The sequence below is a fragment of the Pseudomonas sp. P7548 genome, assembly GCF_013386585.1.
Lineage (GTDB): Bacteria > Pseudomonadota > Gammaproteobacteria > Pseudomonadales > Pseudomonadaceae > Aquipseudomonas.
The window spans coordinates 56,880-71,419 of the sequence record NZ_JACARO010000077.1; the positions used below are offsets into that span (position 1 = coordinate 56,880).

General features: G+C 61.5%; 11 protein-coding genes. 4 read left to right on the plus strand and 7 right to left on the minus strand.

The features are described from left to right. Positions 1-7 precede the first annotated feature (7 nt). Together prpF and prpD are read left to right on the plus strand one after the other, a co-directional pair. Positions 8-1,198 carry a 2-methylaconitate cis-trans isomerase PrpF gene (prpF, locus tag HX803_RS26215; RefSeq protein ID WP_178924702.1) on the plus strand — a complete coding sequence of 397 codons (1,191 nt, stop codon included), beginning with the start codon at positions 8-10 and terminating at the stop codon, positions 1,196-1,198. A 198-nt stretch (positions 1,199-1,396) separates the two neighbouring features. Next, a complete protein-coding gene (gene prpD / locus HX803_RS26220; RefSeq protein WP_178924704.1) occupies positions 1,397-2,881 on the plus strand; it encodes a 2-methylcitrate dehydratase in 1,485 nt (494 codons plus the stop codon). A 131-nt stretch (positions 2,882-3,012) separates the two neighbouring features. Here the strand turns inward: prpD and HX803_RS26225 are convergent, their stop codons facing one another. Together HX803_RS26225 and HX803_RS26230 are read right to left on the minus strand one after the other, a co-directional pair. Beyond that, on the minus strand, positions 3,013-4,335 hold the full coding sequence (locus HX803_RS26225; RefSeq protein WP_176996348.1) for an AAA-associated domain-containing protein: 1,323 nt from the start codon (positions 4,333-4,335) through the stop codon (positions 3,013-3,015). Between the two features lie 14 nt (positions 4,336-4,349). Continuing rightward, entirely contained in the window at positions 4,350-6,095 is a 1,746-nt protein-coding gene (locus HX803_RS26230) for an ABC transporter permease subunit (RefSeq protein ID WP_178924706.1), read from the minus strand. A 376-nt stretch (positions 6,096-6,471) separates the two neighbouring features. Here HX803_RS26230 and HX803_RS26235 point away from each other — a divergent pair, with 376 nt between their 5' ends. Further along, positions 6,472-7,392 (plus strand): hypothetical protein, encoded by a 921-nt coding sequence (locus HX803_RS26235; protein ID WP_178924708.1) that lies wholly within the window; start codon positions 6,472-6,474, stop codon positions 7,390-7,392. Between the two features lie 64 nt (positions 7,393-7,456). On the opposite strand, the gene HX803_RS26240 is transcribed toward HX803_RS26235, so the two are convergent. The 5 genes from HX803_RS26240 to HX803_RS26260 are packed head-to-tail and all read right to left on the minus strand — an operon-like array spanning position 7,457 to position 12,930. Beyond that, a complete protein-coding gene (locus HX803_RS26240) occupies positions 7,457-8,185 on the minus strand; it encodes an alanyl-tRNA editing protein (protein ID WP_178924710.1) in 729 nt (242 codons plus the stop codon). A 2-nt stretch (positions 8,186-8,187) separates the two neighbouring features. Further along, entirely contained in the window at positions 8,188-9,180 is a 993-nt protein-coding gene (locus tag HX803_RS26245) for a serine O-acetyltransferase (protein WP_178924712.1), read from the minus strand. 37 nt (positions 9,181-9,217) lie between these two features. Continuing rightward, complete coding sequence (locus HX803_RS26250) at positions 9,218-10,132, minus strand: PLP-dependent cysteine synthase family protein (RefSeq protein WP_178924714.1); 915 nt, start codon at positions 10,130-10,132, stop codon at positions 9,218-9,220. Positions 10,133-10,147: 15 nt separating this feature from the next. After that, a complete protein-coding gene (gene moeB, locus HX803_RS26255; protein ID WP_178924717.1) occupies positions 10,148-12,010 on the minus strand; it encodes a molybdopterin-synthase adenylyltransferase MoeB in 1,863 nt (620 codons plus the stop codon). Positions 12,011-12,036: 26 nt separating this feature from the next. Then, entirely contained in the window at positions 12,037-12,930 is an 894-nt protein-coding gene (locus HX803_RS26260) for a DMT family transporter (RefSeq protein ID WP_178924725.1), read from the minus strand. 160 nt (positions 12,931-13,090) lie between these two features. On the opposite strand from HX803_RS26260, the gene HX803_RS26265 reads away from it, so the two are divergent. Beyond that, positions 13,091-14,515, plus strand: a complete 1,425-nt coding sequence (locus tag HX803_RS26265; protein ID WP_178924719.1) for a PLP-dependent aminotransferase family protein — start codon at positions 13,091-13,093, stop codon at positions 14,513-14,515. Positions 14,516-14,540: the final 25 nt, after the last annotated feature.

Genomic DNA, 14,540 nt, shown 5'->3' on the forward strand with positions numbered 1-14,540 from the left:
GGACACCATGGCACACGTAGCGCAAATCAAGATCCCCGCCACCTACATGCGTGGCGGCACCAGCAAGGGCGTGTTCTTCAGCCTCACGGACCTGCCTGAGTCGGCGCAGGTGCCGGGGGCTGCCCGTGACGCCTTGCTGTTGCGGGTGATCGGCAGCCCCGACCCCTACGACAAGCAGATCGACGGCATGGGCGGCGCCACCTCCAGCACCAGCAAGACGGTGATCCTGGCCAAGAGTAACCGCGCCGACCACGACGTGGATTACCTGTTCGGCCAGGTCTCCATCGACAAGCCGTTCGTGGACTGGAGCGGCAACTGCGGCAACCTGTCGGCGGCGGTCGGTTCGTTCGCCATCAGCGCCGGCCTGGTCGACCCTGCTCGCGTACCCCACAACGGCGTGGCGGTGGTGCGCGTGTGGCAGGCCAATATCGGCAAGACCATTATTGCCCACGTGCCGATCACTGACGGTGCGGTGCAGGAAACCGGCGATTTCGAACTGGATGGCGTGACCTTCCCGGCCGCTGAAGTGCAGCTGGAGTTCATGGACCCGGCGGCGGAAGAAGAGGGCGGCGGTGGTTCGATGTTCCCCACCGGCAACCTGGTGGACGACCTCGAAGTGCCCGGTGTGGGCACCTTCAAGGCCACGCTGATCAACGCGGGCATCCCGACCATCTTCATCAACGCCGAAGACCTCGGCTACACCGGCACCGAGCTGCAGGGCGCGATCAACAGCGACCCCAAGGCCCTGGCGATGTTCGAAACCGTACGAGCTTATGGCGCACTGCGCATGGGCCTGATCAAGCACCTGGACGAAGCCGCGCAACGCCAACACACGCCGAAAGTGGCCTTTGTAGCGAAACCTTTGGACTACGTGGCGTCCAGTGGCAAGGCGATCAAGGCGGGGGATGTCGACCTGCTGGTACGCGCGTTGTCCATGGGCAAGCTCCACCACGCGATGATGGGCACGGCGGCGGTGGCGATTGGCACGGCGGCGGCGATTTCCGGCACCCTGGTGAACCTGGCGGCGGGTGGTGTGGAGCGCAATGCTGTGCGTTTTGGGCACCCGTCCGGCACGTTGCGTGTCGGCGCCGAGGCTAGCCAAGTGGACGGTGAGTGGGTGGTGAAGAAAGCCATCATGAGCCGCAGTGCCCGCGTGCTGATGGAAGGCTTCGTGCGCGTGCCCGGCGACGTTTTCTAACGACCTGCGCCGACCCAATGTGGGAGCGGGCTTGCTCGCGAATGCGGTTTGTCAGTCACCGAATGTATTGGCTGACCTGCCGCTTTCGCGAGCAAGCCCGCTCCCACAGGGTCTCTCATTCCAAGGCGGACAGCCAAGATCTGCTTCTTACAACCGTGAGCCCGAGGACTGACCCCACCCCATTTTTGGAGTACTGCCATGAGCGCCAACGTCGACCAGAACAACCGCCCGGACTACGACCCGGTCCTGCAGGACATTGCCGATTACGTCCTCAATTACCGGATCGATTCCCGTGAGGCACTGGACACCGCCCGCAACTGCCTGATGGACACCCTCGGTTGCGGCCTGCTCGCCCTGCGCTTCCCCGAGTGCACCAAGCACCTGGGACCGATCGTCGAGGGCACGGTGGTGCCGTTTGGCGCTCGCGTGCCGGGCACCTCGTTCCGCCTGGACCCGGTAAAGGCCGCGTGGGACATCGGTTGCATCGTGCGCTGGCTCGACTACAACGACACCTGGCTCGCTGCCGAATGGGGCCACCCTTCGGACAACCTCGGCGGCATCCTCGCCGTGGCGGATCATCTGTCGCAACAGCGCGTGGCCAATGGCGACGCTCCGTTGACGGTGCGCGCGGTGCTGGAAGCCATGATCATGGCCCACGAAATCCAGGGCGTGATTGCCTTAGAGAATTCCTTCAACCGTGTCGGCCTCGACCATGTACTGCTGGTGAAAGTCGCCTCCACCGCCGTCACCGCCAAGCTGATGGGTGCCAACCGCGAGCAACTGCTGGCGGCCTTGTCCCACGCGTTTGTCGATGGGCAGGCGTTGCGCACCTACCGCCATGCACCGAATGCCGGCTCACGCAAATCCTGGGCGGCGGGGGACGCGTCGAGCCGTGGCGTGCGCCTGGCAGATATCGCCCTGCGCGGTGAGATGGGCATTCCCGGTGTCTTGAGCGCGCCGCAATGGGGCTTCTACGACGTGTTGTTCAGCCACACCAACAAGGACCTTGCGCTCAAGCCCGAAGGCAAGCGTGGGTTCAGCCTGCCCCAGCCTTACGGCAGCTACGTGATGGAAAACGTGCTGTTCAAGATCAGCTTCCCAGCCGAGTTCCACGCGCAAACAGCCTGCGAAGCGGCGGTGACGTTGCACCCGTTGGTGAAAAACCGGTTGCATGAAATCGAACGCATCGTGATCACCACCCACGAGTCGGCGATCCGCATCATTTCCAAGGTAGGCCCGTTGGCCAATGCCGCTGACCGCGACCATTGCCTGCAATACATGACGGCCGTGCCGCTGGCGTTCGGCAACCTGGTGGCCGAGCAGTACGAAGATGACTTCCACGCCGCCCACCCGATCATCGATGAACTGCGCGACAAGATGGTGATCGTCGAAGACCCACGCTACAGCCGGGAGTACCTGGAGGCGGACAAACGCTCGATTGCCAACGCCGTGCAGGTATTTTTCAAGGATGGGTCCAGCACCGGGCAAGTGGCGGTGGAGTACCCGATCGGGCATCGCCGTCGCCGGGTGGACGGCATTCCGTTGCTGGAAGACAAGTTCAAGGCCAACCTGGCCACGCGGTTTACCGCACAGCGCAGCGGGGAGATTTTTGCGTTGTGCAAGGACCAGGCGCGGCTTGAAGCCACGCCGGTGAACCGGTTCATGGACCTGTTCGTGATCTGACAAACACCACTGATCCACTGTGGAACTGGGCTTGTGTGGGAGCTGGCTTGCCTGCGATGGCGGTAGTGGATTCACTATTGCTATCGCAGGCAAGCCAGCTCCCACATTTTGTTCTGTGTTGCTCAAGGCGATTACATACTGCCTTCAACATCTTCCAGGCTGAAGGTTTCGGTATGGTCGTCATAGGAGAAGATCTCCGCATACCGCCCCCAGGCCACCACGCTTTCCAGGGTTTTCTCCACGAAGGCTTCGGTCATCGAGTCTTCCAGTTCCTGCTCGAAACGCACCCGTGGCGCACGGTGCCCGCTGCGCTCTAGCAACACCTGATGAATACGCGCGGCTAACGGCACATGCTGGATCAAATGCTCGGCGAACAGGGTCTTGCGTTCCTGGGTGCCGTAGTCGGCGAACAGCTTGCCGGCGTCGGTGAGGGTGATGTCGGCGCCTTTGAGTTCAGCAAAGCCCAGGTGCTCCAGCATCTCCGCCACCGGGAACAGGTCGTCGACTTCCAGCAGGCGCCGTTCGGCCACGGTGGGCAAGCCGGCATGGCCGTTGTAGGGCTCAGCGGCCAGGGTTTCGATCAGGCCGGCCATCAGGTTGGTGGACACTTCCGGCAGCAAGCTGCCCATTTTCAGTTCCGGTTTGCCGGCGCTGGCATCGGCACTTCGGCGGTCGGTCATCAGTGCGTAGATGTCGTCGACCATCTGCCGGAACGTCGGGTCCAGGCGATTGCGCGGGTGGGCAAACGGCACTTTGATCTCGGCCACCACACGGCCAGGGTTGGAGGACAGCACCAGGATGCGGTCGCACATCAACACTGCTTCTTCGATGTTGTGGGTCACGATCAGGATCGACTTGATCGGCAGCTGCTTGCCGCTCCACAGGTCCAGCAGGTCGGTGCGCAGGGTTTCGGCGGTGAGCACGTCGAGGGCCGAGAAGGGTTCGTCCATCAGCAGCAAGGTTGGGTTGACCACCAGGCCCCGGGCAAAGCCCACGCGCTGGCGCATGCCACCGGACAATTCGCGCGGGTAGGCGTTTTCGAAGCCGTCCAGGCCAATCAGGTCGATGGCCGCCAGGGCGCGGCGCCGGGTTTCCTTGCGCTCGACCTGCAAGGCTTGCAGGCCGGCTTCCACGTTTTCCAGCACGGTCAGCCAGGGGAACAGGGCAAAGGTCTGGAACACCATGGCCACGCCTTCGGCCGGGCCGTTGAGCGGGGCGCCCTGGTAGCGGACTTCGCCCGACGACGGCTGGATCAGGCCGGCGATGATGCGCAGCAAGGTCGACTTGCCAGAGCCGGAACGGCCGAGCATGCCGACGATCTCGCCCTCGTGCAGGCTCAGGTCCACGCCGCTGAGGACTTGCAGCTCATCCTTGCCTTTGCCGAACACCCGGTTCACGTTTTTCAGCGAGTAGATTTCCGGGGTGTCGACGGTGTGTTCAGTAGAGGTAGTCATCACGACGCATCCCGTCAATTCAAGCGAAGTTTGTTTTCAGCGATGGCATACATCGGTCGCCAGACCGCGCGGTTGAACGCCACCACAAAGATCGACATCACCACCACGCCCAGGGCGATCTTCGGGAAGTCGCCGGCCGCAGTGGTTTGTGCGATGTAGGCGCCCAGCCCATGGGCGACCACATTGTCCTGACCCCAGGACACGTACTCGGACACGATGCTGGCGTTCCACGCACCGCCCGAGGCGGTGATGGCGCCAGTGACGTAGTAGGGGAAAATCCCCGGCAGCATCACCTTGCGCCACCACAGCCAGCCGCGAATGCGGAAGTTGGCGGCGGCTTCCTTGAAGTCGTTGGGGAACGCGGTGGCGCCGGCAATCACGTTGAACAGGATGTACCACTGGGTGCCCAACACGATCAGCGGGCTCAGCCAGATATCCGGGTTGAGGTGGTAGTGCAGGATCACGATGACGAACACCGGGAACAGCAGGTTCGCCGGGAACGCCGCGAGGAACTGCGCCAGTGGCTGGATCTTCTCTGCCAACTTGGGGCGCAGGCCGATCATCACGCCCATGGGCACCCAGATCAGCGAGGCGATCAGGATCAGCCCGGCCACCCGCAGCAGCGTAATCAGGCCCAGCACCAGCACGTGGCCCACTTCGGCCAGGCCCACTTCGGTGCCGACGTACATCACGATGTGATACAGCGCATAGGCGGCCATCAGGGCAATCAGCGTGCCCCACACCCAATCGATCACTTTTGACGCCGCGGGCGTTTCAACCGGCAGCGCCTTGAATGCACCGCCGGCCAGGCTGAAGCGCTTGTTGCCGATGCGGCTGATGGCACGGGTCATGGGGCGCAGGATGCGCTGCACGATGCGTGTGCGTTGAATCAGGTTCAGCACCCAGGATTGCGGTGCGTCGCCTTGGGACGCGGTGGTTTCCATGCGGAATTTGTCGGCCCAGGCCACCAGTGGGCGGAACAGGAACTGGTCGTAGATCAGGATCACCGCGATCATCGCCAGGATCACGTAGCCCACCGCGTGCAGGTCTTTCTGGGCAATGGCCAGGGCCAGGTACGAACCCACGCCGGGCAGGGTGATGGTCTTGTCGCCCACGGTGATGGCTTCGGAGGCCACCACGAAAAACCAGCCGCCGGACATGCTCATCATCATGTTCCACACCAGCCCCGGCATGGCGAACGGCACGTCGAGCTTCCAGAACTTCTGCCAGCCGGAGAGCCTCAAGTTGGTGGAAACCTCCACCAGGTCATGGGGCAGCATGCGCAGGGACTGGTAGAAGCTGAACGTCATGTTCCAGGCCTGGCTGGTAAAGATCGCGAAGATCGCCGCGAACTCGGCCCCCAGCACGCGCCCGGGAAACAGCAGCAGGAAGAACGTCACCGTGAACGAGATGTACCCCAGCACCGGCACCGATTGCAGGATGTCGAGCACCGGCACCAGCAGTTTCTCGGCGCGCCGGCTTTTGGCGGCCAGGGTGCCGTACAAAAAGGTGAACACCAACGCTGCGACCATTGCCGCGAGCATGCGCAGGGTGGTGCGCATCGCGTATTCCGGCAGGTTGGCCGGGTCGAGGGAAATGACTTCGCTTTGCAGGGTGGTGATAGGCGCCCAGGTTTCACGGGCGGTGATGGAGAAAAACAGGAGGAAGCCGATTACCAGCGGCAGGGCGACCAAATCCCAACGGTTGGGCAGCAAGCGCAATGTGGACGCCGGGATGTAGTGGCGGAACACTTTGTTCATAGGCAGTCATTCCTGCAGCGTTCAGGTTCTAAAGAGGTGCGATGGGGGTGAGCTTAGCTTCTGTTCGAAAGACCCACCGGGAATGGGCGGGCGCTCTTTTCCATGGTCGGTTTGCAGCGCATCAGGGGAGGATGGCCACAGGCGGGATTGTACGTTTCTGAATGTTACAAGCGCATAAATTTCCTGTCAGTTTCCTGTACGAAACGTGGCTTTGGCGTCGACGGTTTTTTCACCCTGAAACAAATACCCACGTAGATTTCTCTCCCTCAGGGAACTGGTTTCCTACTAAGTGCCAATCAGGTCGTTGGATGGCTTGTTAATCAAATCGTCTGACAAACCCTACACGCGGGACAACCGCGAAACTGAGAGGTGCTTTATGAGCAGTATCAATAATCAACAGTATGCTCCCCAATACCGCTACGAAATGCCGCCAACGTCTCAATCCCCTTCTTCCAGTGACCCCGCTGGCGCAAGCGCCAACTCGGCCAATACCACGACCGAATCCAAGCCGCCTCGCCCTCCAGTAGGGGCAGAGCAACGTGGTCAGTTTTCCAGGCACAACAACATCGTCAATCAGCAGCCTCAGGGCGCCGAGTCCAAGGGCGAGTTGGCAGAACTGACGCAGAAAAATCAAAACCTTGTCGCCAAGTACGAGGCGTTGATCACAAAGTACAATGCGAAAATTATTGAACTCAATACGAAAATAGAAGGCCTGACTCAGCAGCTCACTGCCGGTGCTAAAACGCCTGAACACGCCCCCAGTGCGCCGGATACCAAGCCAGAGAACCCTCGCGCTGATGGCCAACCTGCGCCGCCCGAAACGCCTGCCACACCCAATACCCAAACCCGGGGTACTGAGACGGCAGAGCAAAGCCCGCCTCAGGGGCTTGATAAATTGGAGGCTGAAATCACACAGCTCCACACTGCGCTCAAAACATTACTTGAGCGATTTGAAGCCGCGATGAAAACGCTGACGACGAAACTGGACAATTTGACTCAACTTCTGAGTAAAGGCGTTCCTCGACAGGAGACACCTGCTGTGCAGCCAGGCACCACCGATTCCACCCCGCCGAATAATGCAGCACCTGATACAGCCGCCCCCGAGCAACGTAAAGAATCCGCGCCAGCTGATAACTCAACAGCGCCTGCTCCCGGCAAGGTTGATCGTCTCAAGCAAGCGAACGAGGAACTCGAAGCTCAGATTAATCAGATGGAGGCGTACTTTGAGAAGACGCTGTCAACGTTTGAACAGAAGTTCCAGGCTCTGACCCAGCAAGTCAGCGAGAAAAAAAACTAAAGCTCGGTATCGAATCGGCTAGTGTGGGACAACGCCCGCACTGGCCTTCGATAGCTTCGGCCGCTCACTCAAAGCGCAGAATCACCCGGCGATTGTGCTTGCTCTTCTTCTCGATCTTTTCGCAAAACACCCGGCCGATTTCCTCGGTGTTGGCCACGTGGGTGCCGCCGCACGGCTGGATATCGATCCCGGCAATTTCGATCACCCGCACTGCCCCCTGGATCACCGGTGGCGCCACCGCCTGGGTGCGTGTGATCTGCAGCAGGGTGGCGTATTCCGTGGCAGGCATCGACAGGGTGTTGACGGCGTGAGCCTGCTGGATCAGGACATTCAGGTCGTGGGTGAGGCTGTCTTTGTCGAGTGTCATTTCTGGCAGGTCGAAATCCAGGCGGCCTTTGTCGGCACTGATACTGCAACCGGTCACCGGCGCATCGATCAGTGAGCACAACAGGTGCAGGCAGGTGTGCATCTTCATGTGCTGGTAGCGCCGCTCCCAGGCCAGGCCGGCGTCCACCTGTGTGCCTACGGTCAATTGCTCCGGGCAGTGCTCCACCTGATGCCAGATGATCGAGCGCATTACCGGGTCGCGGACCGTTCCCACCACCTCGACCCGCGCGCCATCCGCCAGGGTGAAGTAGCCAGTGTCTCCGGGCTGGCCACCACCTGTGGGGTAGAACAGCGTGTGTTCAAGGGCAATGCCCTGTTCGCCGACGGCAATCACCCGGGCGCTGAAGGTGTTCTGGTAAGGCGCGCTGTCGAACAGCGCCAGGGTCTCCATGGTGTGCACGGACATGTTCAACCTCCGACAATCAGTGGGCTGGCTTGCAGCAGGTGACGCACCATTGCGCTCAAGCCAGGGGGGGAGAGCAGGGTGATTTCGAATTCCGGACCGCAGACCTTCAGGTTCAATGGCAGGCGCGGCAGGTGGTTGCCGATTTCGAGGCGGCGCAGGCGAAATTGCAGGTGATGGCGCTCTTTCACCGTGGGTTCGAGCATCAACCCCGGCAAGGGGTGGAAGTCGGCGTCCAGCACCGTGACTTTATGGCTGGCGTTGACCTCGCCCACCACGTGCAGGCGCTCATCCAGGGCAAAGGCCCCCAGGTAGTTGCTGTGGTCCGACTCATCATTCTTTTGCAGCTGGATCTGGTTGACCACTTTCACCTTGGTGCCGGCCGGCACGTCCTGGGTGATCACGCAGGACGGGCTGATGAACACGTTGTCGCCAATCAGCACATAGCCCAGCACACGTGCGCCGGAACCGACCTCGACGTTATTGCCCAGGCGCGGGTGGCGCTTGCCATCCGGGTTGTTGGCAATGCCGCGCGCGCCGAGGGTGACGCCGCAGAGGATGTAGCAGTCGTTGCCGATCTCGCAGGTTTCGCCGATGACCGTGCCATAGCCGTGGTCCAGCACGAAGCGTCGGCCGATACGGGCTGCCGGGTGGATTTCGGCGCCAGAAAGCACCTTGCCCTGGTTGCTCAGCTTGAGGGCAATGCGCGAATACACGCCGTTGGTCTGGTCGGGGAAGCTCCACACCAGGTGTGCCAGGCGGTAGAACAGCACGGCCTTGAACGAGGCATAGGATTCCAGGATCAACTCGCCACGCCCACGCGAAGCCGGATCGCGGTAGGCGTAGGCGATCAGGTCCTCGGCCACGGCCTGGGCGGCGTTCTGGATCAGCGGGGCCAGGTGCGGTTCCAGCTGCTTCATCTGCGCCGGCGTCAGGGTTTTGATGAGGTGGGTGAGCAACTCATCGTGCAGCTGTTGCATGTCGATAAAGCCCCCCATGGAGGCACCCCCGCATTCTGAATGGTGGGAAAACCGGTTATTCGAAACTGGGCAGGTAACTGTCGGCATTGTCGTAGACCATGGTCAGCACCACCGTTTCGGGTGGCAGTTCGGGCGCCAGCTGGGCGATGGCCACCATGTTGGCGGCCGAAGACAACCCCAGGCTGATGGCGTCGGTGCGCATGATGCGTTTCATCATGTCGATGCACGCCTGGCGCGACACCTTGAGCATGCCGTCCAGCACATCCACATTGAGAATGCTCGGGATCAGGCCGATCGACAGGCCCTGGATGTGGTGCGGTGCGTGCCTGTTTTTCAGTAGGTCGCATTCCTCTGGCTCCACACCCATGACGCGCAACGCCGGCCAGGCCGCCTTGAGGGTTTCGCCGATGCCGGTGATATGGCCCCCGGTGCCGATGCCGCTGACGAAGTAGTCCACGCGCTGTTCGCCGAATGCACGGAGGATCTCCGGCGCGGTGGTGTCGCGGTGGGTCTGGGGGTTGGCGCCGTTGCGCTGCTGGTTGAGCATCACGTAGCTGGGGTTTTCCAGCTGCAGCTCCATGCATTTTTCGCCGTGGGAGTTGTTGCCCAGGCGGCTGTCCGACAGCACCACCTTGGCCCCGTACAGGCGCAGCAGTTTCTGTTTTTCGGGGCTGTAGTTGTCGGGAATCACCAGCACCACTTTGTAGCCCAGCACGTTGCCGGCCATCACCAGGCCGATGCCGGTGTTGCCGCCGCTGGGTTCGATGATGGTCTGCCCCGAATCGCGGATCAGCACGCCGCGGCGCTCGGCGTCGAGGATCATGCCCAGGGCGATGCGTGCCTTGTGGCTGCCGCCCGGGTTGAGGGATTCGAGCTTGGCGTAGACCTCGATACCGAGGTCTTCGGAAAACTGCGCCAGGCGCACGATCGGCGTGTGGCCGATCACGTCGAGAATGGAGTTATGCAACATTGCTCAGCCCCCGGGTCAGTACAACGGCATGTCGGGTTCGACGTCGCGCACCCAGTGTTTCATGCCGCCCTGCAAGACCTTGGTGTTGGCGAAGCCGGCCGCCAGCAAGGTGCTTGCGGCTTGCTCGGCGCGGGTTCCGGCGTAGCAGATCAGGTAGTGGGTGTTGTCGCGGCTGAGGCTGTCGAGTTGCCCATCCAGTTCAGCCAGCGGGATGTGCAGCACCCCTGGCAGTTTGCACACCTCCAGTTCGCTGGCGTCGCGTACATCCACCAGCACGTCGGCGCTGCGCGGGTGTTCGAGCAGTTGCTTGAGCACGCGGGGCTGGATGTAGCGTTCTTCGGCCAGGGACGGTTGGGGTGGCACGGCGTCGGCGCACACCGACGGTGTGAGCGGTTCGGCGTGGCGCAGCTCCGAGCAGCAAGGGCAGTCGGCGCGGCGCTTGAAGCGGATTTCGCTGAACTTCATCGCCAATGCATCGAAACGCATCAGGCGGCCTGACAACGGCTCGCCGATGCCGATCAGCAACTTGATCGCCTCGGTGGCCTGGATCATCCCAACCACGCCGGGCAGCACGCCGATCACGCCACCGGCGCTGCAATTGGGCGCCAGTTCGGCGGGAGGTGCCGAGGGAAACAGGCAGCGATAGCAGGGCCCGCCTTTGTAGTTGAGCACGCTGATCTGCCCGTCGAAGCGGTAGATGGCGCCGTACACCAAGGGTTTGCCGAGCTGTACGCAGGCGTCGTTGACGAGATAGCGGGTATCGAAATTATCGGTGCCGTCGATCACCAGGTCGTAGGCGCCGACCAGCGCCAGGGCGTTGTCGGCATCCAGGGCGGTGTTGTGGGCGTTGATCTGGATATGGCGGTTGAGGTCCTGCAGGCGCTGCTTGGCGGACTCGACCTTGGGCAGGCCCAGGGTGCTGTTGCCATGGACGATCTGGCGTTGCAGGTTGCTGCTTTCCACCACGTCGAAGTCCACCAGGCCCAGGGTGCCGACGCCCGCTGCCGCCAGGTACAGGCTGATGGGCGAGCCCAGGCCGCCGGTGCCGATGATCAAGACCTTGGCTTTCTTGAGGTTCAGCTGACCTTCGCGGCCGACGCCGGGCAGGGTGATGTGGCGTACATAGCGCTGTATCTCTTCGTTGCTCAAACCGTCAACGTCCATGCCGCCCGAGGTGGCGAGCAACACTTCGATCCGGGCTTTTTCCGGCAGTGTGTCGTCGGCGCCGATCAACTCTTCCTCGGCGGTGAACAGGAAGTGTTCCTTGAGCTGGTTGTTCTTCTCGTGGAACAGGTGCGGGCGTAACTGAGGGTGACTGCTGCAGAGGTTTTCAATGACTTCGCGCAATGTCGATCCGGTGCCCTCGAGGGTCGATTCCGGCAGCTTGGCCACGCGAACCAGAATGTCGGGGAAAGAGACAGCGTTCATGGACAACTCCGTGTGCAGGTCGTTGAAAGGGTTGACGGCGAAATGCGTGCCGTCCCAGGCAAACAGCTTTGAGCCCAGGGCCTGGCCCTGGCGAACGTCCACCACCAGATAGCTGACGGGGTAGATCGGTTCGCCCATGAACAGGGCCTTGTCCTGGTCTTCATCGCTGAAATAGGCGCCGACATCCGGGTGCGAGTGGTAGATCACCACCACCGGGTTGTCGCTGCGAAACGCCTTGTTCATCAGCAGGGTGTCGGCCACCGAAAACGTGTAACCGTTGGCCGCGCTGCGCGGGTACATCTCAGGGTTCTTGCGGTGAAGCTCATTCTGGATATTGCTGCCCAGGTACACGCTGCCGTCGGCGAAAATGAAGCCGCAGCACTCCTCGGGGTAGCTGCGGTTGGCGTGGGCGTAGATCTGTTCAAGGGCTTTTGGGCGGAGGACGTCCATGTTTCTCTCGCGTGGTGGTGAGGGGGTCAAGGTTTCTTGGCCAGGAGCTTTTCAATCGGCAACTTGGTGATCGCAAAGCCGGCCAGCAGGATGGCCGAGTACAGCATCAGGTCGCGGGAAATCGCCACGCCTTCGTACCAGGCGCCGATGATCACCGCGAACACCGGGAAGATGATGAACACGAACGACAGGATGATCGGGCTCAGGCGCTTGAGCAGCATGAAGTACACGATGAACCCGCCGACCGACGCCACCAGCCCCAGGTAGAACAATGCACTCCAGGAGCGCAGGGTGATGGCATCGAAGGCCGGGGTTTCGAACCACAGGCCGGCCACGAACAGCATCAGCCCGGCGATGCCGATGGGCAGGGTGTTGTAGGTGATCACGCTGATGGCGCTGCCTTTCTGCTTGGTGATGACGTAGCACAGCGCATGCATGATCGCGGCGGTCAGGATCGCCAGTACCCCGAAGAACTCGGCGTGGTCCAGGTGCAGGCCCTGGCTCTTGATGATCATGTAGAGGCTGCCGAAACCGATGCCGATGCCGACGACCTGGGAGAAGTAGATGCGCTCGCGCAGGAACAGCGCCGAGAAAATCAGGATGAACACCGGCATGCAGCTGAACAGTAGGGCGGTGAGGCCGGACGAGACATGCATTTCGCCGTAGTTGAGCAGGTAATAGGGAACGCTGAAGTAGGACAGGGTCACGAACACGAAGAACCAGCGGCTCTCACGGGGAAACAGGATCGGCTCGCGGCGCACCAGGGCAAAACACAGGAACAGTGGGAAGGCGATGAGAAAGCGCAAGCCTGCGGACGTCAGGGGTGGCACGCTCTCGACGGCGATCTTGATGCCCAGCCAGGTGGTGCCCCAGCTCAGGCACACGATGAGAAACATCACGCTGGTCACGAGGCCTGCCAGCCACTGTTTCCGCGAATTTGTTTTTGTTGTGTTTTCGAGAACGGCGGACATTGGCATCGTTTATTGCTTCCCTGAGCCGGAATTGAACTCTATATTGAGCTTGTAATGAGTTGTAAAATTCGGCGATTGAACCCGTAAAAGCACACTATTAGGGCGAAAGATGGCTGTCAAAACAAATATTGACATGGTGTCAATTATGCGTGAGGGGTTGTCCAACGGGCAGGGCGTGAAGTACAAGCGCCTGTCCGATGTCATGGAACGGGGCATCCTCGAGGGCTTGATTGAACCGGGAAGAAAACTGCCGCCCCATAGGGTGCTTTCCGACAATCTGGGTGTGACGATCGGCACCATCAGCCGGGCCTACGGCGAGCTGGAACGCCTGGGGTTGGTGGTGGCGCGGGTGGGTGACGGCACATTCGTGCGCAAGCGTGGGATGGAGCGCCAGCGCGACGAAGGCTTTCGCAATTTCAGCGAGGAGCCGCGCCAATACTTCGACATGAGCCGCAACATGCATATCCCGGGGCAGGAAACGGTGTTCCTGGCCCAGAGCTTCCAAACCCTGTCGACCAACGCCAAGTTCCTCCAGGACATCAGCGCCTACACCCCGGACGCCGGTTTGCCGCGTTACCGTGAAGCGGGGGCACAGTGGCTGGTGCAGCGCGATTTTCACCCGATTCCGGAGCAGGTCATCTGCGTCAATGGCGGCCAGCACGGCTTGTTGTGCGCCATGATGGCGTTGTTGCGGGCGGGCGATACGGTGGTCACCGAACAGCTGACTTATCCCGGGTTGATCACCGCTGCGCGCATGCTCGGCGTGCGGCTGATCGGCCTGGAGATGGACGAAGAGGGCGTGCTGCCGAGTGCTCTGGATGAAGTCTGTCGCAATCACCGGGTGTCGGCGCTGTACTGTACGCCGACCATCCAGAACCCGACCACGGCGGTGCTCTCGATCCCGCGCCGGGAAGCCTTGGCCAAGGTCTGCCGTGAGCACAACCTGCTGATCCTGGAGGACGAAGCCCACGGCGTACTGGTGGAAGATCGCCCGCCACCCCTGAGTTTTTTCGCCCCCGAACGTACGATTCTGATCAGCAGTTTGAGCAAGGCGGTGTCAGCCGGGTTACGCGTGGGGTACGTGCATGCGCCGCCGGCGTTGGTCAGCCGTATCTCGGCAGCGCTGCGCTCGACGTGCTGGATGGCCACCCCGGTGACCCTTGAACTGGCCACCCAGTGGATCGAAAACGGCACGGCGGAATACCTGCTGCGCCAGCAGATCAATGAGATCAGCCGACGCAAGGCGTTGGTGAAAGACCTGTTGAACGGCCTGCAATACCGCACCCACCTCAACAGCCCGCACTTCTGGATTGAAGTGCCGGAGCCCTGGCGCGCGTCGGAAATCGAGGCGGAGCTCAAGCAGAATAATTACTTGATCGCCACCGCCGAGGCGTTTGCCGTGGGGCAGACGGCGGTGCCGCAGTTTATTCGGGCGAGTATCTGCAATACGTCGGGGGATGATCAGCTGTTGCGGGCGGGGTTTGATGCGTTGGCTACTGCGCTGGGGCAGGGGGGAGGGCGGTTTCACCTGTAATCGGCAGGCTCACCGCGTTATCGTT

Excerpts from the sequence above, each read along its gene's own strand:
- HX803_RS26245 (WP_178924712.1), bottom strand. The coding sequence starts at position 9,180 with ATGGGGGGCTTTATCGACATGCAACAGCTGCACGATGAGTTGCTCACC.
- HX803_RS26225 (WP_176996348.1), bottom strand. The coding sequence starts at position 4,335 with ATGACTACCTCTACTGAACACACCGTCGACACCCCGGAAATCTACTCG.
- moeB (WP_178924717.1), bottom strand. The coding sequence starts at position 12,010 with ATGGACGTCCTCCGCCCAAAAGCCCTTGAACAGATCTACGCCCACGCC.
- HX803_RS26235 (WP_178924708.1), top strand. The coding sequence starts at position 6,472 with ATGAGCAGTATCAATAATCAACAGTATGCTCCCCAATACCGCTACGAA.
- HX803_RS26230 (WP_178924706.1), bottom strand. The coding sequence starts at position 6,095 with ATGAACAAAGTGTTCCGCCACTACATCCCGGCGTCCACATTGCGCTTG.
- prpF (WP_178924702.1), top strand. The coding sequence starts at position 8 with ATGGCACACGTAGCGCAAATCAAGATCCCCGCCACCTACATGCGTGGC.
- HX803_RS26265 (WP_178924719.1), top strand. The coding sequence starts at position 13,091 with ATGGCTGTCAAAACAAATATTGACATGGTGTCAATTATGCGTGAGGGG.
- prpD (WP_178924704.1), top strand. The coding sequence starts at position 1,397 with ATGAGCGCCAACGTCGACCAGAACAACCGCCCGGACTACGACCCGGTC.
- HX803_RS26250 (WP_178924714.1), bottom strand. The coding sequence starts at position 10,132 with ATGTTGCATAACTCCATTCTCGACGTGATCGGCCACACGCCGATCGTG.
- HX803_RS26240 (WP_178924710.1), bottom strand. The coding sequence starts at position 8,185 with ATGTCCGTGCACACCATGGAGACCCTGGCGCTGTTCGACAGCGCGCCT.